Below are 25158 nucleotides of genomic sequence, written 5' to 3'. Positions count from 1 at the left end.
AAACAATTTGATGGGGCTGTCCGCGTGGGTCACAGTAAGATGCGGGGGCCTTGAGGAAGCAGGTAAACGATGTCCGACAACGATCCTTTTGCCGAACCGGACGACACAGACAAGACGGTGATCCGACCTAACCCGGGTGGGCGGCGTCAGCCCGGCGGTACGCAGCAGCAGCCTGCCGCGTCTCAGCAACCAGCAGGGTACCCGATGGAGACTCTACCTCAGCAGCCAGCGGCGGGCGGGGCAGAAATTGGCGTACCACCTGCGCAGGCTTCGCAACCGCGCACGTCGCAGGGTGGTACAGGGCAGGTGGCAACCACCGGCATGAACCGCCTGAATGCCTGTGCCTCGCCTTTGTTTTCGCTCATCAGTCGAATTCGTAACCGCGCGCAACACATGGACCCCGACAAGCTTCGCCAAAGCGTGGTAGCTGAAGTGCGCAGTTTCGAGAACGCGGCATTGCAGGCGGGTATCCCAGCCCAGTCAGTAAAGATTGCACGCTATGCGCTCTGCGCCACTTTGGACGATGTGGTGTTGAATACACCTTGGGGCGGGCAATCCAGTTGGGCCACACAGTCTCTGGTCGGTACCTTCCACCGCGAGACGGTTGGTGGCGATCGGTTCTATGATCTTCTGGCGCGGCTGGAACAAGAGCCTGCGAACAATATCGAATTGCTAGAGTTCGTCTACATGTGCCTGTCATTGGGTTTTGAAGGGCGCTTGCGGGTGGAACAGGGAGGTCCGGACAAGCATTTGCAGATTAGGCAAGGTCTTGCGCGGATCATCCGGGCTCAGCGCGGCCCGGTTGAACGCGACCTTGCTCCGCATTGGGAAGGCGAAGATAAGCCATATCGAGCGCTCAGCATGTGGAAACCGGTTTGGATCGCGCTTGGCGTGACGGCCCTTTTGCTGATGATCGAGTTTGGTGGCCTGTCATACGCGCTGTCTAATAAAACAGAAAATCTTGTAGGACAGATGTCGGTAATTGATGCGGGTCCTGTGACCGAATTGCAGCGTCGTGCACCTCCACCTCCACCGCCTCCACCGCAGGCACAGGTGGAAAAGGTCGTGGAATTCCTGAAGCCCGAGATCGACGAAGGATTGGTCGAGGTATTTGAGAAGGGCAACACACTGGTCATCCGCATCAAAGGCTCGGGCATGTTTGGCTCGGGTTCGGATCATCTGCAGGATAAATTCCGCGAGCCGGTGCGCCGGGTTGCGGTAGCGCTGAACGACGAACCGGGTTCCGTGATCGTGGCTGGGCATTCGGACAACGTGCCGATCCGGTCCTCTCGGTTTCCGTCCAATCTGGCCCTTTCACTGGCTCGGGCCAAATCTGTCATGAACCAGATGGCGGCGGATTTGTCCGATCCCAAACGGCTTAGCGCTGAAGGTCGGGCCGACAGTGAACCAATCGCCGACAATTCGACTCGAGAAGGTCGCGCGACCAACCGTCGGATCGAAGTCCTGTTGGTTCAGGAGGAAACCCTATGATTGTCCTCAGATTTCTGAAGTTTGTTTTCCTATCCATCTACACGGTTCTGTTCTTTACCGCGACTGCTCTGTCGCTGAGCTTGTATTTCTTCGGGCCTTTGATCGGATCGGATGAATGGCGCCCGTTGGATGGTGTGGTGGCGCGCCTGATCTGGTGTGGCGTCATATTTGCCATCTTTTTGGCTATCGCGCTGACGGTGTTCTTTGTCCGCCGCAGACGCGAAAAGAACCTAACCGAAGAAATCACCGAAGCCGTCAGTGATGGCGGCGATATGATCGACAGCGAGATTTCCGAGCTGCGTGGCAAGTTGAAAACGGCAATGGCGGCGCTGCGTAAATCCAAGAACGGACGACGCCATCTAAACGAATTGCCATGGTATGTGATGATTGGCCCGCCAGGCGCAGGCAAGACCACGGCGATCGTGAATTCTGGCCTTAACTTTCCACTGGCCGATGAAATGGGAAAAACAGCGATTGGTGGCGTCGGCGGAACGCGCAATTGCGATTGGTGGTTCACTGAAAATGCTGTTCTTATCGACACTGCGGGGCGGTACACAACGCAAGAAAGTGACGCTGAAGTCGACAATGCGGCCTGGATCGGTTTTCTTGGGTTGCTCAAGAAATATCGTAAACGCCAGCCCATTAATGGCGCGATGATTGCGATTTCGCTTTCTGATCTGTCTCTGCAGGATGAAATCACTCAGAAAGAGCACGCGAAAGCCGTTCGCCGTCGGCTTGAGGAGCTGCGCGAGAAGTTGGGTGTGCGCTTTCCGGTCTATATCCTGTTTACCAAAGCTGATCTGATTGCCGGTTTCGCCGAATTCTACGACAATCTGGGCAAGGAAGATCGTGAACAGGTGTGGGGCTTCACGCTGCCATTGGACAAGTCTCGATCCGAGCAATCTCCTGTTGCTGCCTTCGATGAAGAGTTCGCCTTGCTGCTGGGCCGCCTGAACGCCCAATCGCTGGAACGGATGCAGACCGAAACCGACCCACAGCGCCGCGCTCTGGTTGCCGGTTTCCCGATGCAGGTGGCATCCTTCCGGAAGGTTGCGCATGAATTTCTAACCGAGGTTTTTCAGGACAGCCGCTATCAGCATCGCCACATGCTGCGCGGAGTGTATTTCACGTCTGGAACGCAGGAAGGCACACCGATTGACCGGCTGATGCTGGGGATGGCCCGGACCTTCGGGATCGGGCGTCAGGCCATTGGTACGGGGCAGGGTTCAGGGCGCTCGTACTTCCTGACCAGATTGTTTGATCAGGTGATTTTCCGTGAAGCAGGTCTGGTCAGTGCAGATGATAAGGTTGAACGCCGGTACAGGATTACCAAATGGGCTTCGGTCGCCGCGACTGTTATGGCGGCCGTGACGGTTGGCGCTTTGCTTGTGCGCAGCTTCTCGGGAAATTCCGAGCTGATTGCCGAGGCGCAGGAAGGTGTGTCCGCCTATCAGGCTGCTGCAGCAACGCTTCCGCCCAGCCCGGTGGGAGATACCGATCTTGTACCTGTCGTGCAGGCTTTGAATACGTTGCGCGATCTGCCTGCGAATCCGACACTGTCAGATCCGGATCCGGAAACGCGCCTGACATATGGTCTGTATCAGGGTGACGTGATTGGTACGCAGGCGGCGCAGACCTATCGCGCCGCATTGAACCAACGGTTCCTACCGCGCTTGCTGCTGCGTCTGGAAGAGCAGATGAGCGCGAATATCAACAATCCCGATGTTCTATATGAAGCACTCAAGGTTTACCTGATGTTGGGCTTGCAGGGTCCGATGAACCCGAACCTCGTCAATGAATGGATGAATATCGATTGGACGGTTTCGTTCCCTGGCCCCTCTCGTGAGGAATTTCGCGCCGACCTGAATGATCACCTTGAAGCTTTGCTGAGTCAGCCGATGCAGGCCGTTGCCTTGAATGGGCCGATGGTGGAACAGATCCAAGGTATTTTATCGGAGCTGCCCTTGGCGCAGCGGGTGTATAATGGGATCATATCCAGCCCAACTGCAACGGCCTTGCCGGAGTGGCGCATTACCGAAGTTGGCGGCCCTGCCGTTGGTCGCGTTCTGGTCCGGTCGTCTGGGAAGCCGTTAAATGACGGGATCGAGGGGATCTTCACCTACAATGGCTTCAACGACGTATTTTTGGGTGAAGCGGTCGGAGTGGCCAAACGGGTACAAAAGGAAAGCTGGGTTCTAGGTCCTCGCGGAGAAGCCGAGCAAACCGAACTGGCCCTTGCGGCGCTTAGCCGAGATGTTCTGGACCTGTACTACAACGACTACATCGCGCGCTATGACGCCATGCTGGGCGATATCGACATCGTTCCTATGGAAAGCCTGAGCCATGCAGTTGAGGTGACCAACGTACTGTCAGGCCCGACGTCGCCTATCGTGAACATCCTAAATTCGATTTCTGACGAGACGAAACTGACAGAAAGCCGTTCAGCCCTGCCCAATACGGATGCGTTGAACGAAGGGTTGTCAAATGCAGCCAGCCTGGAAGTGCAATCCGCAACCTCCGTCCAGACACAAATCCTGCTGGAAGCGCTGGCCAAGTCCAGCGGTGCAACTTCGTCAGAGCCGGTGCAAGAACCGGGCCAGTACGTAGAAGATAGGTTCTCTTGGTTGCATCAGTTGGTGGAAAAGCAACAGGGACAACCCTCGCAGCTTGATCTTCTGATGGGATCGCTGACCGGTGTGTATCAAGAACTGAACAAGATGTCCTTCAGTGGTGTCACTGACGCGGAATCCGGTCAGGCGTTGCAGCAGTTCCAGCAGGAAGCGGCGCGTATTCCTGGCCCGATGGAACGCTGGGCATTGCAGATCATCGATGGCTCATCGGGAATCACGTCGGACAGCACGCGCGCATCTATTAATGCGCGTTGGCAGGCTAATGTACTGCCCTTCTGCGAACAGGTCGTGACCGATCGTTATCCGTTCAACCGCAGATCGGGCGCGGATGTTGCCATGGGTGATTTCAGCAAGCTGTTTGGCCCGCAAGGTTTGATTGATACGTTCTTCAATGAAAACCTCGCAAAGCATGTGGATATGCGTACCCGGCCGTGGTCTTGGAAAACCAGTGTAAATGAGGCCGATCTGGGGATCAGTCAGGCAGTACTGACCCAGTTTCAGAATGCAGCCGAGATCCGAGAAGCGTTTTTTGCAGCTGGCCCCCAGCCGCGGATACAGTTTCAGATCATGCCCGAAGCGCTGGACCCCAAGGCCAAGGGCGTGAAGCTGGAGATTGACGGTCAGACGCTGGAGTTCCGTCATCGTGGCGGGCTACCGTCACCGATGGCCATTGCCTGGCCGGGTCAGGTTGGGCTGGCGCGCGTTAGCTTTGAACCGGAAAAACGCAACATTGAAAGCGTCTTGTCCAAGGACGGACCGTGGGCCTGGTTCCGGTTACTTGACGCAGCCGAGGTGCGGCGCACAAACGTGTCAGACCGCAAGAAGGTAATATTCAACGTTGGCGGTCGCATTGCGATTTTCCAGCTGCAATCAGGATCGGTCATCAACCCCTTTGCCTTGCCGGCGCTGCAGAAATTCAGCTGCCCCAAGTCTTTCTGATGCCGAAGGCTGGATTTGGCGCATTCGGGAAGATGCCCTCGGTCGGAGATTTCTTTCGGCTCGGGGTAGCACCCGAGTTTGTCCAGCCCTGGGACACCTGGATACAGCACAGCATGCTTGCCGCGTCCGAGTCGCTGGGGCCTGCTTGGGATTCGCATTACATGTCGGCCCCTATCTGGCGCTTCTGCCTTGCCCCAGGCTTGGCAGGTCCGCAGAAAATGCTGGGCGTTCTTATGCCTTCCGTGGACAGAGTAGGGCGACGCTTTCCCCTGACATTGGTTGCAGCGATTTCGAACGAGGGTTCTGCTATTCTATCTCATTTTCGGGCTGCGGAGATTTACGGTCAGCTCGAAGATCTCGCATTGGCTGCGCTCGAGGACGACATGACCCGTGACAAGTTGGCTAAGGAGCTTGAGGCTTTGATCGTTCCAGTGCAGGAGCCAACAGCCCCGGTTCGTGCACAAGGCAACACCTTGGTACTGACGCGCGGAGAAGTATCCGACGGCCTGCTGCCCGATCTTGCTTCGGGATTAGTATCTGATCGTTTTCGGATGCCAACAATTTGGAGCACTGAAATCGGTGGTGTGCCTCGAATGATGGTCTGCGAAGGTTTACCGGAAGGGGCAAACATGCAAGGTTTGTTCAACCTTCACGCTGCAGTCTGGACCGAGGCAAGGCCAATATGAATTCAAGTCACCGCGTTCGGTACAGCGCCCGCAGCCATGTTGGCCTCAAGCGTAAGCTCAATGAAGATGCGGTGCTTGCACTGCCCGAGGAAAACTTGTGGCTGGTTGCGGATGGGATGGGCGGTCACGAGGCGGGTGATTACGCCAGTCGGCTTGTTGCGGATACGGTTGCGGCTATCCCCCCGGGTCTGCCACCGTCAGACCGGATGGTCACATTGCGCGATGTGCTTCGGCAGGCCCATTTGGCGATCCGCGCCGAGGCCGAGGCACGCGGTGGCGGAACCATCGGCACGACTGTTGCCTGCATGATGTTGGCAAATAGCCATTTTGTTGGGCTGTGGGCCGGAGATAGCCGAATTTATTTGTTGCGGAACAATCAAATTCAGATGCTGACCACCGACCATTCCGTGGTCGCTGATCTCGTTTTGGCCGGTCAGATGAGCTGGGACGAGGCTGAGCAACACCCTCAATCCAACGCCATCAACCGTGCGGTGGGAGTTGGGGATGAGCTGGAATTGGACAAGATCCGTGGCGAAGTTCAACCGGGGGACCGGTTCCTGATATGCTCGGACGGATTAAGCAAATATGCTACTTTTCCGATGCTCGAAAAAGCACTGTCCGAAATGCCGATTGAGACAGTGGCAGATCAGTTGATCCAAATCGCTCTGGATGGGGGTGGCGCAGATAATATCTCGGTGATTGTTGTCGACGTTCCCTGAAGGCAAACGATGCCTTCAGGCGTCGTTGATGCCTTAGGGTTTGCAGTTCGAGGCCAGGTTATTGTTCCAGCGTAGTCAGAATACGGCTGTCCAGCGACAGGATCTGCGTATCGACGTTGCGATCTTGCTCGCGCAGCGCTTCGGCATATCCTGCTGCGGATTCGGTCGTTGGTCGCAGAGTGTCGAACAACTGTTTGTCACTATGCAACACGATGACTTTGCTTTTGCCCAAGGTGGAATCATCAACCTCGAAAGCAATGCCTCCGTTTTCCTGGCTCTCTGGTATCGAATAAGCAACGCGTACTGACATGGGTCCTGTTTGGCCTTCCCTTAAGGTCGGAATGCCGTTTTCCTGGCGCGTCACATTGGGCAGCAGGTGGAATACGTTTCCTGAGACATCAAGAACTGAAACAGACAGAAATCCGTCCTGCGCATCATCTGGCAGTTTGACGTCGATCACCGGGTTCTGGCCGACGATAAAATCACCATTGGGATTTGGCGCGTTACCCTGTTCACCGTTATAGAATGCGATCGAAATATCGCTGGTCGGTGCAGTTGGAAGATAGTTCTCGATCAGACACAGGGTAGGATTCAAGAGCGCAATCTGATCCAAATCCACGGGTCGTGTGCCAACAAGCGCCGTCAAAGCGGTTTCAAGCCCGATTAAGCTGTCCTGAGACGCCAGTGTGCCGCTCACCCGGACCGGGGTTTCAAGCCCGTATCCGGTTGTAGGCGGGTCAACCAATTGCAACGTGCCACAATCGGCCAAGCCTGCCAAAATTGGTCTGATCTCTGCTGCTGTAACGAACAGAGGTTCAAGTTCCAGATCAACTGTTCCCTGCAGCCCAGCAGGTAATCCTGCGGAAAAAATCTGCTCCAACTCTGTGTGCAGGGCCTTGTTCGTGGTCTGTCCGGTCAACTGGGCGTCATTGCCGTTCACGACCAGACGCCATTCTTCCAGATCCATCACCGCATCTACGACATTGCTGACGGCGCTTCCCCAGGTTTCTGAAATGTCGCCCGATGCTAATGTCAAATCGACCGTACCGCCATCTCCGGTAATCTCGCGTGTCATAGCATCCCGAGTTTCTTCCGATGGTACGAACCCGACCGCACGCGGGGGCTGCCCATCGCGTTTGTCCGCTACCAATGTGTAGGGCGCGACGGCGGGGTATGACGGGCCCAACAGTCCATCGAAGGTGCCGCTTAGATAGCCGCCAATTCCAGCCCCTCCGACGATAACAACGCCCAAAGTCGCCATAAGCCCTGTCCGTGACTTTTTTGCGGTTGCAGGCTGAGAGGGCTTCGGCGTCTGCACTTCCTGAGTAGGCGTGGATTCAGGCGCGGCCATCGCAGGTGCGGGAGCGCTACTTTTAGGAACAATTATAGTGGCATCTTCATCAGTGTCAGGGATTGCCCTCTCAACTGGTTCTGATCGCGCAGAGGCAAGCGCCCTTAGTACATCACCGGCCGATTGAAATCGGTCATTTGGATCCGGGGCGGTCATCTTGTCGAGGATGGTTTTCAGAGGCTCAGGCACATTTGTTGTGTCCAGGGGCTCTTTCTTGCTTTCGACAACTTCCAGCAGGTTGCGTCCTGAGTTTGCTTTTTCACCCCGGAAGTTTGCAAGTAGCAACGCGCCCAAAGAGTAAATATCTGTGCGTTGATCGGTTTTACCCGACAACTGCTCGGGCGCTGCATAGGCATATTTGCCGGCAAATTCACCACCCACGATAGTCTCCGCGCCAGGATTGGTGTCCTTGGCAATACCGAAATCGATAATCACCGCCTGTGCAGGATCGCCATCACGTAGGATGATGTTATCCGGGCTCAGATCGCGATGGACGATATTGCGGGCATGGGCGGCCTCCAATCCCTCGCACACCCGTTTGCACACAGTGAGAATTTCAGGCGCAGACATCGGACCCTCGGCCAGCTTCCGGTCCAGTCCGGGTCCGTCAACGTAATCCATCACCAGATAGACATGTCCGTCGGCGGTGCGGTTGTTTTCAGAATACCGCACAACCGCGTCGTGGCGGATGTCGCGAATTTCTTCTTCTCGGGTCAGAAGGACAAGATAATCGTCGTTACTGGAGAATTCGGCCTTCAATACCTTGAGTGCAGCAAGGCGCCCCGAAATCTCGGAGCGTGCCCGGTAAACGTCTGACGTTCCACCCCGCCCAAGGATCGCCTCGATCCGATAGGTATTGTTCACCAGATCGCCCGGCTGAAACAGGTCACCTGTGCGGGATTCAGTCATGCCGCCCTCGAACTTAGTTGTTATCTGAGGAGACTAAATCAGCCGAGAGCCTGAAATTCAACGCGGCGATTTTCATCTGCACGCGGGTTATCCTTATTCAGAGGTTGTGCTTCACCGACGCCGAGCACTTCCAGGCGTTGGTCCGAGATGCCGCAATCGTTGACAAGAAAGCGTTTGACCTCTTTTGCGCGCAACAGAGACAGGTTTTGATTGTACTCCGCAGATCCTGCGCTGTCGGTGTGTCCGATAATCTGAAAGACATTCACGTCGACGTTCTTCATCGCCTGACAGAGCGAGGCCAATTTCGGTTTCTCATCGTCCCGCAGTGCGGCCGAGGCGAAATCGAAACGAACCTGAATGTTGACCTGATCTTCTGTTGCGACGGGCTGATACTCGGCGGGCGCTGCAGCAACAGTGGTTTCAGCGGTGTCTTGTGTAGTTTCGGTGCCGGAATTTGAGGGCACGATCACAAGTCCGCGTGTTTTTTGTTTGTTGAATGCGTCGGTGATTTCGTCGGCTGTCAGTTCATTTGACTGCGCCAGTGCAAATTGTGTCGCACATACAAATGCAAAAGCCGAAGCCCCGATAGTTTTCGTCGATGAAAATGCAGGCATTACTGAAGTCCTTCCATATTTGAGACCAAGAGTACTCCTGCCTCTGAGCAGCGACAATGAAGAAAGTCACATATGAGATTAACAATTTCGGGCAAAGACGTGACATCCTATCCGTCGACTTCTAGGTTGATGCATAAAGGCAGTGAGACACAGGAAAACACAGCAGATGCGCACCGTTCCAGCGATAATCCTTGGTGTGGCGATAATCCTTGCCCCGATCATCTGGTATGTCTTCCCTATAATAGTCCCTATTGAAAGTGATTTTGAGGGGCCTGCAATCGACTCAGGCGCTCGGATCGAGATTGAAATGCTGAGCCAGCAAGTCGAAGACATGCGCAATCAGATTGAGCAGTTATCTCTGGAAATCTCCCGATCGCAAAGCGGTGGACCTTTGTTGCAACAAGGTGCCGACGGTGCCGATGATTTTGGCTATGACAGCACCACACCAAACGACATCATCGATGCCTATGCTCAGGTTGTTCTGATTGCCAATCGTAAAAAGGTGAACCAGCAACTTCAGCTGGCAAATTCAACATTCTTGAAAGAGACGTTTGGTCTGCCGCGCGAGGACTTAACAGACAGTTGCCAGTCAATGACTAATCCGCGTCTGGAAAGTCTGCTGATCCTTGAAGAAGTGGGGCCTGTTCGTGTGCGGATGCTGAAACCTGCAATCGATTCCCTGCGCACTGTATTCGACAATATCCGACGAACCGATCCTGATTTATTTGCCCGTATTAATACGGCAGGGTCTTTGTGTGTCCGCCGAATTCGAGGAGCGACATCTTCAGCCTCGGCGCATGCTTATGGACTGGCTGTTGATCTGAACATCGACGGTGTGCTGGACACTTTGGGCGATGGAAAAACTCAACTTGGCCTCACTATCCTTGCCGATTTTTTCCGCCAGGAAGGCTGGGTCTGGGGGGCTGCATGGGGGCGCGAGGATTCCATGCATTTCGAAGTCAGTCGAGACAAGATAGAAGAGTGGCTGGAGCAAGGTCTGCTGTAGTTGCGCGTTATGTGAAGTTGGACACGGACTTCAAAGCCACTAAACGTGATACCCAGAACAGTAATTCCAACGAGTTTTCGTAAATGGTAAATACAATCTTGCTTTGGCGTATACGCTGGGTTTTTCTGAGTACTGTTTCTCGCCTTCACCAAAGGTCACCAATGTCGAAGCTACTGCCTAGGAAGTTTCAGCGCCTCCAAAATATCAGCGTGATATTTTCACTTGCCGCCGGCAGCTTGAACATTCTTGCGGATAGCGTCTGGGCGCAAAGCGCGTCCAACATTGCGCCTTCGACGTTTCAGCCACAAAATCAGCAAAGCACTGGGCCAGTGACTGTGGCGCGGGATCCGGGTGCTCCGATCCCGGAGGGCGCGGACCGGTTGTTCGTGACGGTTGGGCGGGTCGATATCGAAGGTGCTCTGCCACAGATGGAGAGCGCAAATACCGCCTTTGTTGAGCGGTTGTCGGGCAAGCGCGTCGCGGCGTCTGAAATCTTTGCGGCGACCAACCGTCTGGAAAGTGCGTACGCCAATGCTGGGTTTGTCCTAAGTCGTGTGGTTTTGCCGCAGCAGACTCTGCGCGACGGTGGAACCCTTCGCATTGTTGTGGTTGATGGGTTTGTTGAGCGTATCGATGCCCGGAAGGTTCCCGAACAAGTTCGCGACCGGGTGGTGGCGATCACTGAACCACTGATCGGCAAACGCGGTATCAGGCTGCAAGAGATTGAACGGGCACTATTGCTAGCGGGTGATACATTTGGAGTTCGGCTGGCATCGACACTATCAGCTGGGGACGCCGATGGCGGAACGATTCTAACACTGGACGGAGAATTCAAAGAAATTACCGGCTCATTTGGGTTCGACAACACATTATCGGATGAACTTGGTCCCGTGAACTTGAGCCTGGGGCTTGAGTTGAACGGTTTTCTCGATCTTGGAGAGACCTTCTACTTCAATGTGGGCGGGTCCCCTACGCGGTTTTTCTCGAGTGACCCTGAATACCGAATAGTTGCGGCAGGTACCGTATTCCCGATTGGCTATGATGGTCTGACGTTTAATGCAGAAGTAACATCCAGTAAGGCGCGCCCCGAAACAGACATTGTTCCGAATGAAAGCGAATTCGAGAGGTTGTCTCTGAGGCTGTATTATCCATGGATTCGATCAAGGCAGCTAAATCTGACATCGCAGCTGATCTTTGACCGTATCAGCGATTCTCAAGATTTGCTGATCGGATCAGATTCAGTCCCGATATACGACGACGATACAAGCGTCTTGCGCGCAACTTTAGATGTAACACGAAACTATGATAATGGGGCATTCTTGCGCGGCAGTGCTATCCTGTCTCGTGGGTTAGATGCATTTGGAGCCAGCACATCGGTCGGGCCTGATGAAGCACCTTTGTCTCGGCAGGGTGCCAGTGCCGAATTCACCAAACTCGTTTTGGCCGGTCAATATCAGCGCCCGATAAATGCCAATTGGTCGTTGAATCTAAGCGGCCGCATTCAATCTAGTTTTGGCGATCCGCTGGTTACATCAGAGCAGTTCAGCGTCGCCAGCTCCAGCGAGCTGTCAACGTTTGACGCGGGCTCGCTACGTGGTGATGATGGTTGGGTCGTGCGGTCCGAAGTGGGACGATCTCAACAGATTGAACTCGCCGGAGTTCCGCTGCTGTTGAAGCCCTATATCTTTGGTGCTTATGGGGAACTGGGATTAGAACAGCCTACGATATTTGAGCAAAGCACCACCACGGCCTATTCCTATGGGATCGGCGCTGATTTGTTTATCATTGAAAACTCGACCTATAAGTCGGGTTCGTTACGAGTTGAGTATGGGAGAGGTGAACGCGATGACCTGGGAGCTGACGGAAACCGCTTCAGTATCGTTGCGAGCCGGAGATTCTGAGCACACCAACAAGTTACTTCGGACTGCGATAGTTTCAGCCACGGCATTGCTTTGGGGCACGACTGCGATGGCGCAGTCCTTGCCGACAGGTGGTTCCGTGGCCTCAGGCAGTGCGACAATTTCGCAGCCCAGCAGCACACAACTGGACATAACTCAAAGTTCAGACACCGCTATTGTGAACTGGGACGGATTTTCGGTCGGTTCCGGTTCGACGGTTAACATTCATCAGCCCAGACAGCAGAGCGCCATCCTGAACCGGGTGACGGGTGATACCACTAGCCAAATCCACGGGCAGCTGAATGCGAACGGGCAGGTGTTTCTCGTCAACCCCAATGGCATTTTCATCGGGCCGAACGGTCATGTAAATACAGGCGGATTTGTAGCCTCGACCCTCGCTATCTCGGATGATGATTTCCTGAACGGGAGATATCGTTTCGAAGGTAACGGAAATTCAGCTTCGGTTGAGAATGCCGGAACGATCTCCATCGTTCCCGGTGGCTATGCGGCGCTGATCGGCGGCAAGGTATCTAACTCGGGCTTGATCAGGGTGCCATTGGGCAAGGTCGGTTTGGGTGCTGGTGAACAGGTAACCCTTGACGTCTCAGGCGATGGGTTTTTGCAGGTTGCGGTTCCATCGGACAGCGATGATGCCACGATGGAGGCCTTGGTCACCAATTCGGGGCGGATCGAGGCTGAGGGTGGTCTGGTTCATCTGAAAGCAGCCAGCGCGCGCGATGCCGCGCGGCAGGTGATCAACATGTCTGGAGTGATTGAGGCGAAATCCGTCGGAGGCGTTTCCGGCGCAGTTGTTTTAGGTGGTAGCGGTGGAGCGGTTCGTATCAGCGGGACAATCGACACTTCGGCCCGCGAGACGATTGTTGAAACCTCGTTGCGCCCAAGGGTTCGTGCGCAAGATGGTGGAACAATCACGATCACGGGTGAAGCGATTGCATTAGCCGGTGCCACGCTGAGCGCTGATGGGGCTGGTGGCGGTGATGGCGGCACAATCTTGGTAGGCGGAGACTATCAGGGTGGCGGTACGCTGCAGACAGCACAGACAACCAATGTGGACGCAAGCTCTACCCTAACCGCCGATGGTGGTGAGGAGGGCAATGGCGGACGCATCGTTGTCTGGGCCGATGATCTGACAACATTCCACGGTCAGATCTCTGCAAGGGGAGGAGATCTTTCCGGCGACGGAGGCTTCGTTGAAGTTTCAGGGAAAAAGGATCTGCTTTATCGCGGCTTCACCGACCTGCGTGCGCCTAACGGGGAATTTGGTGATCTGCTGCTGGATCCTGTTAACATTACAGTCCCAGGTACAATTACAGAAGCGGATCTTGAGACTCAGCTTTCACTCGGGAATGTCACACTAACAACGTCCGGAAGTGGCGCCGATGACGGTGACATAACAATCAATGCCGACATTGACTGGACCGCGGCCACCGATCTGGCGCTGATCGCGGACAATATCATCACGTTCAATGGTGCAATCAACGGGTCGAACGGCGGATTAATCCTGACGGCGCTTGGCGCGGTAGACGGGTTGGGCCGGATCACCACGGGTGCCGGTGGCGATATCAACGTCGGGACATTCACGATAATCGCAGGTTTTTGGGATCAGATCAGCAGTGCGCTCCCTTCTTTCGCGGCGGGCGATTTCTCGATCACGGACGGGGCCACATTCCTGAGGGCGCTGGGTGGTAGCGAAACTGCCGCTAGCCCTTATCAATTGACGGATGTCTATGGTCTGCAAGGTATCGATAGCAGCGGGCTGGATGGTGACAGCTTTGAATTGGTGAATAACATCGATGCGTCGGTCACATCCGGCTGGTCCGGAGGTTTTGATCCGATCGACACGTTCTCAGGCTCGCTGGATGGCAATCGGTTTGCGATTGATGGGTTGAACATTGATCAGGGTGATGGCCTTGCCGCTTTCTTTTTGGCAATTGAGGAGGCGGGCTCGGTATCGAACCTTAGCATTACGAATGCGGACATTGATGGAGGTATTGCGTCCGGGGTCGCTTTGTCGAACGCAGGCCTTATTAGTGGCGTTTCCTTCGGTGGAACTGTGACAGCGCAGAACTTTAGCGGCGCATCACAAGCGTCGGGTTTGGTTGGATTCAACGAAGGTACGATTGAGGACAGTTTCTCGACCGCACGCGTCGAAGCAATATTCCCGCCAGATGCCTCTGACGCTGCAATAATTGGTGCCGGGCTTGTCATTGATAATGTTGGCACGATTGAGCGGTCGAACAGTTCCGGGCCAGTCATCCTGACTAGTTTGACAGGCTCTGGCGATGCCCTTGGCGCAGGTCTGGTGGCGTTCAATTCTGGAACAATCCGGGATTCCTATTCAACGTCAGATATTACGGCCAACAACGTCGATGACACTGTGACCATTGGTGGTCTGGTGATCGACAATGATGAAAACCTTGATTTTGGAACCGTTGGTACGATCGAACGCACATTTGCAACGGGTGCCATAACCTCGAACGGGTCGGCGTCAACAACCTTCGGCGGTCTGGTTGTCTTTAACGATCCCTCAGCCTCGGTCACAGCTTCATTCTGGGATAGCCAATCTACGGGGGTTAGCACCAGTGACGGTGGCACTGCACTGAGCACATCGCAGCTGCAGGACACCGAGAGCTTTTACCGACGCGCCTCTTCTCAGGGATGGGATTTCACCAGCGTATGGGCACCGGGTACCGGCAGCACAAACCCTGCAAATTACACAACTTCGCCCGTGCTCTTCGCCATACCTGACGATGTTGCCGTCCCGGCCGGCGAGACATCTAGCGCCTCCACGACGGGTACGGTCTATGGTGGGCCATCGCTTTATCGGTTTGGTCCGGCATCCGATACGCTGAATACTTCCAGCGTTTTCAGTCCGTTGAATTTCGCCAGCACTTCGCCCGGGGCGACGACTTTTACATTGGGCAGAAGTTCAGTGACCAGCAGCGGCGGGCAGGTCTTTACGATTGCCGCTTTGCCGGGGGCGGCCGTCATTACAAACGGTACGATTATTACAGTTCCTCCGACGCCTACAATTGAGGTTACGCCGACAGTAGACACAACAATCACCGGCGGAGGTGGCGGAGGCACAGCCGTGACAACTGTCGCCGAGGCAGAAGCCGCGTTGGGGACAGTCGAAAATGTGTCGCAGGAATTTGACGAAGAGATTGCATCCTGTGCCAGTAGTGGTGAAAGCGTTAGCGAATATCTTGCCTGTCTGGCCCAAGCGATGGATGAGTATGCTGCCGATCTAGATGGGATCGTTAAGGGCCTACCACCGGGTCTGGATTCCGTTGGGGATATCATTCGCGGTGCCAGTGCCGGTATCCGCGAAACTGGCGAAGAAGCCAGCCGCCGTCTGTCGCTTGCCACGACCGCAGAGGAACGCAACGCGATTCGACGCGAAGCTGTCCAGCAGGCACGGCGTCAAATTCGTCAGGCTCAGAGGGAGATCCGAAAAGCTATCACGTTGATAAGAGCAAGCGATCCCGAACTTGCCATCATCCAGAACCAGCAGGTAGAAACGATAGTGGCGGCTGTTGGTCAGGCGGAAATCGGACTGACGCGCGCCATCGGTCTCTAAGACGTCGGAGAACTTAGCCAGTGTACCTGAAACGTTGCCTCGCGGCGCTTCTACTGTTGATGTTCGGTGCTTCAATGGCACTGGCTGACAAACGTGTTGCGCTAGTCATCGGCAACTCGGACTATTTGTCGGTGAGCCCGCTGGACAACCCGATCAACGATGCGTCCGATCTGGCCATCGCGCTTGAAGGGCTCGGGTTTGAGGTGTTTCTGGGCACCGATCTGACGCATGATGAAATGCTGTCACTCGCAGAATCTTACGGTGCAACTGCGGCGGATTCCGATGTGTCGCTGCTTTTTTATGCAGGCCATGGGTTTCAAGTGGGCGGGCGCAATTATCTGGTCCCAGTTGATGCTCAGATCACGGAACCGGATGACATTCCGGAACAGACGATTCAGATGGACGAATTCGTTAGCCGAATGGAACGGTCAGACGGTATTCGACTGGTTTTTCTTGATGCCTGTCGCGACAATCCTTTTGTAGGCACCGGGATTGAGGTTGGCGGTGACGGGCTGGCACGTGTTGGCAGCGCCGCGGATTTCATGTTTGCTTATGCGACCCAACCTGACAACGTGGCCTATGACGGCACCGGTCGAAACAGTTTTTTCACCGAAGCGTTGCTGAGCCATATCTACACGCCCGGACAGGACATCTCGGATTTGATGATTTCGGTCCGTAAGGATGTTCTGGCTTCAACGGGGGGACGTCAAATTCCTTGGGACAACTCGTCTTTGACGCGGCAGTTCCGTTTTGACAACAGCCCCGTTACTGCCTCGGAAGAGACGTTGCTGTGGCAGGTTGCGGCTAATGCGCAGGATGCCTCGCTCATGCAGCTTTACATAGATCGCTATCCGCAAGGCGCACATGTGAACGAAGTTGTGGCATTTCTGGACCGGGCAGGGCAGGCGCAAACGCTGACCCGCGCGGTGACCGTCGAAGAGGAAGACGAGCAAGCCGAGCGTCTTTGGAAACTTGCACAGCGCAGCCGCATGCGCCCGCTGCTCGAATTCTATCTGGAGCAATACCCCAACGGTGCTCATGCCGGTCAGGCGCAGCGCTTAATTTCATCAATTCCGCGCCCCGAAGACAGTACCCCGGGCGGTATATGTGAACGTCTTGCGACCCATCCCCGAGACCGAACGGCCAGCATCCCTGGGGTGCCATTCAGCCGCCTTCAGGAAAACGCATTGACGGCTATACAGGCCTGCAGTGCTGCCACCGTGCAGACGCCTGATCTGTCGCACTACGTAGCCTTGTTGGCGCGGGCAACCATTGCTGCAGGGGATGTGGATCGCGCCGTTACGCTTTACAAGCAGGCGGCTGAGGCAGGTGACTTGCGGGCGATGGTTTCGCTGGCGCAACTGCATGAAAGCGGAACAGGGGTGCCACAGGATCAAGACATGGCGCTGTCTCTCTACGAACGCGCGGCAGAAGGCGGCAGTTTTGACGCCATGATCAATCTGGCTGTGACACTATTCGAAGGGAATATCGTGCCTAAGGACGAGGCGCGCGCGATCGCGCTATTGCAGAAAGCCGCTGAAGGTGGATCAGCTAAAGCAACCTTCAACCTTGGTGTGCTGGCGCAGGATGGGGTTTCCGGAGAGCCAACAGAGGCGCTGAACTACTTTGAGAAAGCCGCGCGCGATGGTGAATATCAGGGGTATCTGGCGGCGGCGATCTTGTTGGATGAGGGACGTGGCGTTGCACAAGACCCCGTCGAAGCAGCCCGCATGTTGCTGCGGGGTGCGGCAGAAGATAACGGCACGATTGTGAACCAGTTGTCACTGGCCTCGGATCAGTGGACGCGGGATACTTTGATGGAAGTGCAAAAACTGCTGCAAAAAGCCGGCTACTACTCCAGTACCATCGACGGTGTGCCAGGGCCGAATTTCATTTCAGCCCTGCAACAATGGCGCAGCGGCGGGTTCAATCCGATTATTCTGGCCGGGGATTGAGCCCTTGTTTTTCAATTGCGGTTAATTCACCGGCACAAATTCGATCCGACGATTGCGCCGTTTGCCTTCGGCCGTATCGTTTGAAGTCACAGGACGGCTTTCACCATAGCCGACGGTTACAAGACGTTCGGGTGCGATACCCTGATTGACCAGATAGGTGTTGACGGCTTGCGCGCGACGTTCGCTGAGCACCCGATTTGCTGAATCCGAGCCGTCACTGTCTGTATGGCCTCCGATCTCGATCGTCAGTTCAGGGCAGCGATCAACGATATTGTGCAGGTTGGTCAGCAGCGGAATGGACGCATCTGACAAGCGGGCGCTGCCCGAATTGAAGTAGATGTTGCCTGTACGCGAAAGAATCTCCATGCGGCCTTCACAGGCTTCGCGGTCAAGATTGCCTTTGGTTTCAAGCGCTGCGGCCCCGGGGGTCGTCGATGCCGCGACAAGTTGCGGAGGGGTGCCCGCTTGCGCCCGGTCGAACACGAAGCCAAAGCTGACGAAACCGAAGGGCAGGATGTCGACGCCCGCAGCCTCCTGCAGTTTGCCCCGCCCTTCTTCGAGGTTGAAATCGGGCAGTGCGATTGCAATCGGTGTAGTATTTGCCACAGCGACACGGTCATTGTCGACCAATGTGATGGCAACCTGCGCGACACCGTCCTTTGTTACGCCGTGCAGCGACAAGGTATAGGGCAGGTCAATGATTTTGTGACGTGCCTGATGCAGGTCAACCAACTTTTCAGGCGGAAGCTGCGCTGTGATGACAGCCTCAGGGTAATTGAAGGTCTCAAAAAACAGAAATCGCATGCGCACATTGCGCAGATCAATGTTGGTGTCGACGCTGTCCATCAGAACTCTGATCTCTGCGGCACCATCCGGGTTGATCACACCTGTGAGTGTTGCAAATCCACTGTTTTCAGCCACCGAATTTTTCTTAACGGACAAAAACTGCAATTCGGAGGTTTCGGCATCAAGCGTCCAGCCATGCTCAAATGGATCAGCGCTCTGTGCCGATGCGGCATTCGAAAGTACCAACAGCGCGATGGCAATAAGAACTCGCATCAAGGTTGAACGTGGCATGTGTGAACCTCTTCCTATGCTTGATACTCAAATCGGAATATGTCAGTCCGTGGTCATAATAAAGCCAAAAGACACATATAACCAATTTCTAGCTGGCTTGATGTCTCGGCGTCACGGATATGCTAGGATGATGGTGGCAAAGGATCTGGCGTGTTTCGCATTTATTACGTTCTGATTGCGATGATATCGATATCATGGGCCGCTCAGGTAGGGGCCGAGACGCGTATTGCGCTTGTGATTGGGAATTCTGCCTATGGTTCAGTCTCGCCGTTGGACAATCCGGTCAATGACGCAAAGCTGATTTCGAAAAAGCTCACTGACCTTGGCTTTGATGTCCGAAATCTGACGGACAGTAATCAGATTGAGATGAAAAGGGCGATTTCCCAGTTTGGCCGCGACCTGCGTCAAAGTGGTGAAGATGCGGTCGGGCTCTTTTACTATGCCGGACATGGCGTACAGTCCTTTGGTTCGAATTACCTGCTACCGGTCGATATCTCACTCAGTGATCCGGCCGATCTGGATCTGATGGCAGTGGAAGCGCGTTCTGTCCTGCATCAGATGGCATCAGCACATAACAAGACCAATATTGTCATTCTTGACGCTTGTCGGAACAATCCATTCGAAAGTCTTTCGAACATGGATGACAATGGCCTGGCCGAGATGAAGGCCCCGACGGGCACTTTTCTTGCCTATGCCACCGATCCCGGTGGGGTTGCACTGGACGGCGAAAAAGGCAACAGCCCGTTCACACTCAGTCTGGCAGAACATATCGAAACACCGGGCATGGCCATCGAACAGTTGTTCAAAAAAGTTCGCGTTGACGTACTGCAAGAAACGCGCGGCCTGCAAACCCCTTGGGATACATCGTCTTTGACACAGGATTTTGCATTCTCACCGCAGATCCAAACGCAAATCGCCAATAATCAAAGTGAAGATGACCTGTGGCAGGAAGCGATTACCACACGCGACCCTGTTCAGATCATGCTCTTCATGCGGGCATATCCCAATAGTTCGCGTGCCGAAGAGGCTAGCAGTCTATTGCAGACGGTTATGGCAGAGTCCTTTGGGACATCCCCGCTGCTCGGGGCGAATGCGCCAGAGCAGCAGGAGGAAGTTGCCGAGGCTAATGAGACAGAACGCCTGATGTATGAGCTCGCTCTGGCCGATGATACCGTTCATGCCTACGAAGTGTATTTGCAGAGTTTTCCCGAAGGCGCGTTTTCGAACAAAGCGGAGGACCGTCTGGCGGCCCTGAGGTATGGACAGGAATCCGTGACACGTAAGACTGCACCCGATTCCGATGTATCAGAGCCCCAAGGTGGGGTTGATGCGTCAGCAGATGTGCTGGTTACACTGGACTCTCCGCTTGATTTTGGAAACGCGTATGTGCGCGGGCAGACCATCAATCAACTGGTGTTGGGCACGCCACAATTTCCGCCAATCGAGGGGTTGCCGGACGAGTTGTGGAAAGACCAGAACTGCTCCAATTGCCATCAATGGACACCCGAAGCCCTTTGCGATCAGGCACAGACCTACGTGAATCGCCCCGAGGCCGGGAATGTTACCAAGCAACACCCCTATGGCGGTGGCCTAAAGGTCAATCTCCGCCGCTGGGCTCTTGGTGGGTGCCAGGGATAATGCGCTGAGGCGGGTCAACCCGACAGTTTGGCAAGATCGGCACTCAGGGCGCGGGCTTCAGCGATGCTCTTTTGTAATGCTGCCAGTTTAGCATCCGGGGTTGCACCAGTAGGCGTGTCATTCAGCACACGGTCGATGCGGGCAGCCGTTGCGGCATCGCCCCCTCCGATTGCATCGCGCTGTTGAAGAATATTCAACTTCAACTGTGCCAATTCGGATTCAGAATTCCGGATTTGCGCGGCGAGGGCTTCGTTGCGCGCCTCTGCGGTGGCCACATCCCCCTCGGCAGCAGCGATGCGATCATCATAGGCTCCGGTTGTGATACCTGAGACTCCGGCAAAGAAACCGCCGTCCGCCGGATCGGTCGTGGTCTGACATCCGGCCAGCAATAGGCAGGGCAGGGCGGCGAAACGAGTTGCTGTGCCTTTCGTCATAGCGAAGATGCCAGATCGTTTGCGATCCCGCGCATTTGCGTGATCTGGTTCGATAGGGCGGCTAAATCTCCGTCAATCGGTGAGGCGGTCTGACCGCGTTTAATCGTCAGGTTCCGGGCCTCATTGAATTCAGCCTGACGTTTGGTAGCTCCGTCAATTGCAAGCTCCATCTGAGCAAGATTGCCATTAGCCTCGGCAAGCTCTTTTGTGACCTCCGCCTGATCGGCTGTGCCCGCTGCTACGCTGGCGTTCAGTGCATCAAGTTCGGCTCTTTGCGCCGCAAGAACCTGGTTCATAACGTTCAGCGTCGTTTGCATTTCACTGGCATTGCGATCCAGATCTTTTCTGATTTGCCTCAGACGTGCCTCGCGGCCAGCATAGTTGCGCTGAACGAAGGCGACGTAGGTTCCGGCCAGGGCACCCGCCCCGAGGCCAACTGAAATACCTGTCCCAATATCGTCACTACCGCCAAGGCCAAATCCGATCGCGCCACCGGTGACACCACCTGCGATGGCACCTTGCAGGATTGTTTTCTGCATCGCCGCGGCCTGTTTCGCTAGATCGGCCTCAGCCTGTGTTGCTCCCGTGGAGCCAGTCGCAGGGGCCGAGGACTGACTGCTATCCCCGCAAGCCGAGAGGGCAAGAGATACCGCAACAAGTGCAGCACCTATTCGGGAGGGATGAGATCGGTCAGCCATTGGTAACTTCCTTTTCTACTATCTTCTGCCTGCGAAACGTGCCGCAAAAAAAGAGCTGCGTCGTTTGTCATTCGCGCATCGGCGATGTTCAGATCCCGCGGTGCCGATGCTTTGCTTATTATTGACGCATCGATGCCAGGAGGGAAGAAGATGACAGCGCGATTTAGAACTTCTTCGTAGTAGCTTCGGCTTTGGTCCAGCCGGCGCAAGATGATTCCGCGCGATCGATAGATATCATAAATGTCGTTGCGCGCCTGTTGCAAAATGGGCAAGGCATTTGCGTCGGTACGGGCAATATCCTCGATTTGCCGCAATGCATCTTCGGCGATACCAAGCGTGCGTTCCAGGCTGCGCAACGCCACAATATCGGTGCGTAGTCTTTGCAGCGTGGTGGTGGCCAGAAAAATCGACACTTGCGCCGCGTCTTGAAGCAGGCGGTCAGCCGAGGCAGTTTCGCGTTCTGGCAATTGGCTACGATAATTGTCCAATGCCGGGCCTAGATCGCGCGTCTGGGGGTCATTCAAATACCCCAGAGCTACCAATGCCGAGGCAATTTTGTAGGGATCGGCTTCGGTTAGCGAGGTGTTGATCGGCGCCAGCGAAGCTGCTGGTTCCGGTAGGGGAGCGGCTATCCTTTCGCGCGCAAATGAAGCAAACAATCCCTCCGGGTGGGCCTCTAGGTATCCCTCGAAATCCTGTGCATCTGAACTGGAGGCGATGCGCCGCCAATGTTCCAGATCAATAGTGTATTCGTCCTTAGGGGCACTGCCAGTCAGAACCGGCGCAAAGCTGTACTCATCCAGAACGGATTCCTCGACCCAGGGAATTTGGCGTCCATCTGTCTCAAGAACGACCTGTTGGCGTACGCGACCCAACATCAGTCGAACGTCCAGATTGGGTGTCGCAATGTGATCGAGAAGACCCGAGGTGAAAACGCTGTTTTCTTCCAATCCATCATAGGCCACATTGCCGGGGTCAGTGGCATAAGCGATCAGCAAACCGGCTCCGCCACGAATTCTGACCAACCCATTTTCGACCATCCCACTTTCGGTAAACGGGTTGTTGCGACAAGCGTCCAAGAGCAAGATCCCGATATCTGGTCCGGCCCTGGACATCACATCGCGCACCAAATCTAGGGTCATCGAGCTTTGCCTGAGTGCCGATAGATCGTTGCCTGCAAAATCTGTGCCAATCAGATGGTTTTCTCCTCCGATCTGAACACCGTGTCCGGCGTAGAAGAAGACCGCCATCTCAGCACCCTTCGCTGCGACGCCGAATTGCTCTACCGCCCTTTGCATGGCCCTTGCATTCTGATCCGTGGCTTGGATGACGGCAAATCCAAGCTCCTCCAATGCATCGCTCAAGGCTGCGACGTCATTTGCGGGATTGCGCAATGACATTTCTGAGGCTTCATAGTTTGAATTGCCGATTAATAATGCCACACGCTCTTGGGCATATACCTGCGTCGCAAAAAACAAGCCGTTCAAGAACGTCATTATGAGAAAAATGCTAGTTGGCTTGGCCGGATGGAGCGGGCTCATGCAGTTAGGTTAGCGCAATAGATTGAAAATTTACAATTGGAGTTTGTATGGTTTGGTTTGCCCGCAAGCTATTCTGATAGATCGGCTCCATTGAAACTCTTTTGACCGCAAAAATCGCTGAGATCAAAGACAGTACCGTCAAAGGGCAGAGTGAGCAGAAACCTTGGGGAAAGCTCTGCATTCATGTTGTTCCAGAATGATTTTTGTTGCGCCAGGTCTGAGCAAGATCAGCATTGAGGCCGCAATTCCCGTAAACCATGACTGATCTAATGGAAGAATTCACGCCAGATTGCTGACTCTACTACCATTTGAGCACCACGCGGCAAAATTAAGAGGCTTTCCCACTCTTTTCCACTTGTGATGCCAGCTGCGAAGGATGGAGGGGCCCGTCCGAAGTAATCATCCAATTGGACAAGGTTTTGTCCATGTGACGCATGCGATGCCGTAACATCTCCTGCGTCATTTGGGTGAGGACCTGCGAAAACTCTGGTCGTTCTGCGACGTTTTCCATTTCGCCTTTGCCTTTGTGGTCAAAAAGCAGGGGTGGTAGGTCGGCTCCGAATTGGACAAGCGTGAACCGATCGTCGCGCAGAATTCCAAGACAGCTGTCCGAGATGTCCGTGCCAAGCGTCTTCTGCCAAAGGGTTGGCGCGATTGGGTCCGCAAAATCGAGCTCAGAGAAAGAATATTTGCGCCATTTCTCGGGTTGGTTCCCCTCAAGGAGCGGCATCAAAGTCATACCATTCATTGCGTCATGAGCTGGTTGCCCAACCCAATCGAGGATCGTTGGGACAATATCGATGCTCTCCGTTGGCTTCGAGATCTGTGCGCCTTCGACACCGCCCGGCATCCTGACAATCAGGGGTGTATGGTATGCCGCGTCATAGACCGACATCTTACCCCAACTATGATGGTCACCCAGCATCTCGCCATGATCGGCTGTGACTACCAACAATGTGTTGTCGTATTGGCCGCTGTCTTTCAGAAACTGCACGACACGACCGATGTGGTGATCAACTTCGGTTGCGAGGCCCAGATAGATAGACCGAAGGGTCGCGACGACCTCGTCAGTTGGCTCGAGTTCGGGGAAACCTTCAACAAATCCTTCAACAGCACTGTTAGCTCTGGCAGGTGCGAAGAACGGATGGAGCGCGTCTTCTGCTTGTGCTGAAGCATGGCGCGTTGGATTCGGCAGTTTGGCCGGATCATACATTTGGTTGTAAGGGGTTGGTGCGACCAGCGGCGGATGTGGTCGTAGATAAGTAAGATGGGCGAACCATCCTTTGTCCTGATCTGCATAAGCTGGCATGGTTTCCAGAAACCGGTCAGTCAGAAATGCTGTGTCACTGTCTTCTGCAGCATAGAGCGCAGGATCATTCAGTTTCGGGGCGTCTCCGGTTGGCGAGACGGGTTTAAAAACATCAAAATAGTCGTCGAAAACATATCCTTTGTTCTTAAGGTGTGATCGCCAGGGAAAAGACATCTCCATGCGCATCTCCACCATTTCCTGAAAACCCGGCAGGTGAAACTCGTAAGAACGCAGTGCCGGATCATTGGCGTCAAATACGCGCGGGTCCTGCGAGGTGTCGGTATATCCAAAAAGCATAGGAAGGTAGCCTGCCTTGCGCATCTCTGATGCGATCGAAGGCGTGTCGTGGCGAAGAGGCGTGCCGTTTCGAACTGAGCGGTGGTTCATCGCATATTGCCCCGTCAGCAGCGATGCTCGCGATGGCCCGCATGGATTTGTAACCGAGAAATGACGGGTGAAGGTGACGCTGTCTTTCATCAGTGCCCGCAAATGGGGTAGATCAACGTGGTTCGCCAGCGCGCCAAACACACAATCGGCCCGCATCTGGTCGGTGATAATAAAAAGGACGTTTCTTTTGTCGTGCATCGTTTGACGCTCCAGATGAATTGACCGACGGCTCAGTTGATGTCAGGAATCTAGCTGTTGTGATTCTAACTTGCTTG

General features: G+C 54.8%; 16 protein-coding genes. 9 read left to right on the top strand and 7 right to left on the bottom strand.

The features are described from left to right. Nucleotides 1-69: 69 nt before the first annotated feature. From icmH to ACR0MQ_RS16560, 4 genes are read left to right on the top strand one after another with little or no spacing between them, the layout of a single operon-like run. Nucleotides 70-1491 carry a type IVB secretion system protein IcmH/DotU gene (gene icmH, locus ACR0MQ_RS16575; RefSeq protein WP_480609468.1) on the top strand — a complete coding sequence of 474 codons (1422 nt, stop codon included), beginning with the start codon at nucleotides 70-72 and terminating at the stop codon, nucleotides 1489-1491. Beyond that, nucleotides 1488-5060: a type VI secretion system membrane subunit TssM gene (tssM, locus tag ACR0MQ_RS16570; protein ID WP_480609465.1), complete on the top strand. Its 3573-nt coding sequence runs from the start codon at nucleotides 1488-1490 to the stop codon at nucleotides 5058-5060. The genes icmH and tssM overlap by 4 nt, the downstream gene beginning before the upstream one ends. After that, entirely contained in the window at nucleotides 5060-5746 is a 687-nt protein-coding gene (gene tagF, locus ACR0MQ_RS16565) for a type VI secretion system-associated protein TagF (protein WP_170471984.1), read from the top strand. The genes tssM and tagF overlap by 1 nt, the downstream gene beginning before the upstream one ends. Further along, the gene (locus tag ACR0MQ_RS16560; RefSeq protein ID WP_480609461.1) at nucleotides 5743-6465 is read left to right on the top strand and encodes a PP2C family protein-serine/threonine phosphatase; all 723 of its coding nucleotides are present in this window, start codon (nucleotides 5743-5745) and stop codon (nucleotides 6463-6465) included. Before tagF ends, ACR0MQ_RS16560 begins: the two co-directional genes overlap by 4 nt. 58 nt (nucleotides 6466-6523) lie before the next feature. Here the strand turns inward: ACR0MQ_RS16560 and ACR0MQ_RS16555 are convergent, their stop codons facing one another. Together ACR0MQ_RS16555 and ACR0MQ_RS16550 are read right to left on the bottom strand one after the other, a co-directional pair. Then, nucleotides 6524-8725, bottom strand: a complete 2202-nt coding sequence (locus ACR0MQ_RS16555; RefSeq protein WP_480609456.1) for a serine/threonine protein kinase — start codon at nucleotides 8723-8725, stop codon at nucleotides 6524-6526. A gap of 38 nt (nucleotides 8726-8763) precedes the next feature. Next, a complete protein-coding gene (locus ACR0MQ_RS16550) occupies nucleotides 8764-9339 on the bottom strand; it encodes an OmpA family protein (RefSeq protein ID WP_170471978.1) in 576 nt (191 codons plus the stop codon). A gap of 166 nt (nucleotides 9340-9505) precedes the next feature. Between ACR0MQ_RS16550 and ACR0MQ_RS16545 the strand changes: the two genes are divergently transcribed. The 4 genes from ACR0MQ_RS16545 (at nucleotide 9506) to ACR0MQ_RS16530 (ending at nucleotide 17799) form a co-directional block, all read left to right on the top strand. Beyond that, the gene (locus ACR0MQ_RS16545) at nucleotides 9506-10345 is read left to right on the top strand and encodes a M15 family metallopeptidase (RefSeq protein ID WP_170543759.1); all 840 of its coding nucleotides are present in this window, start codon (nucleotides 9506-9508) and stop codon (nucleotides 10343-10345) included. Nucleotides 10346-10554: 209 nt separating this feature from the next. Continuing rightward, nucleotides 10555-12246, top strand: a complete 1692-nt coding sequence (locus ACR0MQ_RS16540) for a ShlB/FhaC/HecB family hemolysin secretion/activation protein (RefSeq protein ID WP_480609451.1) — start codon at nucleotides 10555-10557, stop codon at nucleotides 12244-12246. Continuing rightward, nucleotides 12191-15844 carry a two-partner secretion domain-containing protein gene (locus ACR0MQ_RS16535; RefSeq protein WP_480609448.1) on the top strand — a complete coding sequence of 1218 codons (3654 nt, stop codon included), beginning with the start codon at nucleotides 12191-12193 and terminating at the stop codon, nucleotides 15842-15844. Before ACR0MQ_RS16540 ends, ACR0MQ_RS16535 begins: the two co-directional genes overlap by 56 nt. A 20-nt stretch (nucleotides 15845-15864) precedes the next feature. Next, the gene (locus ACR0MQ_RS16530) at nucleotides 15865-17799 is read left to right on the top strand and encodes a caspase family protein (RefSeq protein WP_480609445.1); all 1935 of its coding nucleotides are present in this window, start codon (nucleotides 15865-15867) and stop codon (nucleotides 17797-17799) included. A gap of 21 nt (nucleotides 17800-17820) precedes the next feature. Here ACR0MQ_RS16530 and ACR0MQ_RS16525 read toward each other — a convergent pair whose 3' ends face one another. Then, nucleotides 17821-18876, bottom strand: a complete 1056-nt coding sequence (locus tag ACR0MQ_RS16525) for an OmpA family protein (protein WP_010443420.1) — start codon at nucleotides 18874-18876, stop codon at nucleotides 17821-17823. Between the two features lie 150 nt (nucleotides 18877-19026). Between ACR0MQ_RS16525 and ACR0MQ_RS16520 the strand changes: the two genes are divergently transcribed. Continuing rightward, nucleotides 19027-20514: a caspase family protein gene (locus tag ACR0MQ_RS16520; protein WP_170775561.1), complete on the top strand. Its 1488-nt coding sequence runs from the start codon at nucleotides 19027-19029 to the stop codon at nucleotides 20512-20514. A gap of 14 nt (nucleotides 20515-20528) precedes the next feature. Here ACR0MQ_RS16520 and ACR0MQ_RS16515 read toward each other — a convergent pair whose 3' ends face one another. The 4 genes from ACR0MQ_RS16515 to ACR0MQ_RS16500 form a co-directional block, all read right to left on the bottom strand. Then, complete coding sequence (locus ACR0MQ_RS16515) at nucleotides 20529-20948, bottom strand: hypothetical protein (protein ID WP_170775559.1); 420 nt, start codon at nucleotides 20946-20948, stop codon at nucleotides 20529-20531. Further along, nucleotides 20945-21646: a hypothetical protein gene (locus ACR0MQ_RS16510; protein WP_480609439.1), complete on the bottom strand. Its 702-nt coding sequence runs from the start codon at nucleotides 21644-21646 to the stop codon at nucleotides 20945-20947. The genes ACR0MQ_RS16515 and ACR0MQ_RS16510 overlap by 4 nt, the downstream gene beginning before the upstream one ends. Further along, nucleotides 21616-23142: a caspase family protein gene (locus ACR0MQ_RS16505; protein WP_480609436.1), complete on the bottom strand. Its 1527-nt coding sequence runs from the start codon at nucleotides 23140-23142 to the stop codon at nucleotides 21616-21618. Before ACR0MQ_RS16505 ends, ACR0MQ_RS16510 begins: the two co-directional genes overlap by 31 nt. 373 nt (nucleotides 23143-23515) lie before the next feature. Then, entirely contained in the window at nucleotides 23516-25081 is a 1566-nt protein-coding gene (locus tag ACR0MQ_RS16500) for a sulfatase-like hydrolase/transferase (RefSeq protein WP_170775554.1), read from the bottom strand. Nucleotides 25082-25158 lie beyond the last annotated feature (77 nt).

The sequence above is a fragment of the Ruegeria sp. AN6 genome, from assembly GCF_056540425.1.
The sequence above is the reverse complement of the archived record's forward strand: the minus strand, read 5'-3'. Positions and strand labels throughout refer to the sequence as shown.

What these genes read in the sequence shown, in the direction of transcription:
- icmH (WP_480609468.1), top strand. Translation starts at nt 70, where the DNA reads ATGTCCGACAACGATCCTTTTGCCGAACCGGACGACACAGACAAGACG.
- tssM (WP_480609465.1), top strand. Translation starts at nt 1,488, where the DNA reads ATGATTGTCCTCAGATTTCTGAAGTTTGTTTTCCTATCCATCTACACG.
- tagF (WP_170471984.1), top strand. Translation starts at nt 5,060, where the DNA reads ATGCCGAAGGCTGGATTTGGCGCATTCGGGAAGATGCCCTCGGTCGGA.
- ACR0MQ_RS16560 (WP_480609461.1), top strand. Translation starts at nt 5,743, where the DNA reads ATGAATTCAAGTCACCGCGTTCGGTACAGCGCCCGCAGCCATGTTGGC.
- ACR0MQ_RS16555 (WP_480609456.1), bottom strand. Translation starts at nt 8,725, where the DNA reads ATGACTGAATCCCGCACAGGTGACCTGTTTCAGCCGGGCGATCTGGTG.
- ACR0MQ_RS16550 (WP_170471978.1), bottom strand. Translation starts at nt 9,339, where the DNA reads ATGCCTGCATTTTCATCGACGAAAACTATCGGGGCTTCGGCTTTTGCA.
- ACR0MQ_RS16545 (WP_170543759.1), top strand. Translation starts at nt 9,506, where the DNA reads ATGCGCACCGTTCCAGCGATAATCCTTGGTGTGGCGATAATCCTTGCC.
- ACR0MQ_RS16535 (WP_480609448.1), top strand. Translation starts at nt 12,191, where the DNA reads ATGACCTGGGAGCTGACGGAAACCGCTTCAGTATCGTTGCGAGCCGGA.
- ACR0MQ_RS16525 (WP_010443420.1), bottom strand. Translation starts at nt 18,876, where the DNA reads ATGCCACGTTCAACCTTGATGCGAGTTCTTATTGCCATCGCGCTGTTG.
- ACR0MQ_RS16515 (WP_170775559.1), bottom strand. Translation starts at nt 20,948, where the DNA reads ATGACGAAAGGCACAGCAACTCGTTTCGCCGCCCTGCCCTGCCTATTG.
- ACR0MQ_RS16510 (WP_480609439.1), bottom strand. Translation starts at nt 21,646, where the DNA reads ATGGCTGACCGATCTCATCCCTCCCGAATAGGTGCTGCACTTGTTGCG.
- ACR0MQ_RS16505 (WP_480609436.1), bottom strand. Translation starts at nt 23,142, where the DNA reads ATGACGTTCTTGAACGGCTTGTTTTTTGCGACGCAGGTATATGCCCAA.
- ACR0MQ_RS16500 (WP_170775554.1), bottom strand. Translation starts at nt 25,081, where the DNA reads ATGCACGACAAAAGAAACGTCCTTTTTATTATCACCGACCAGATGCGG.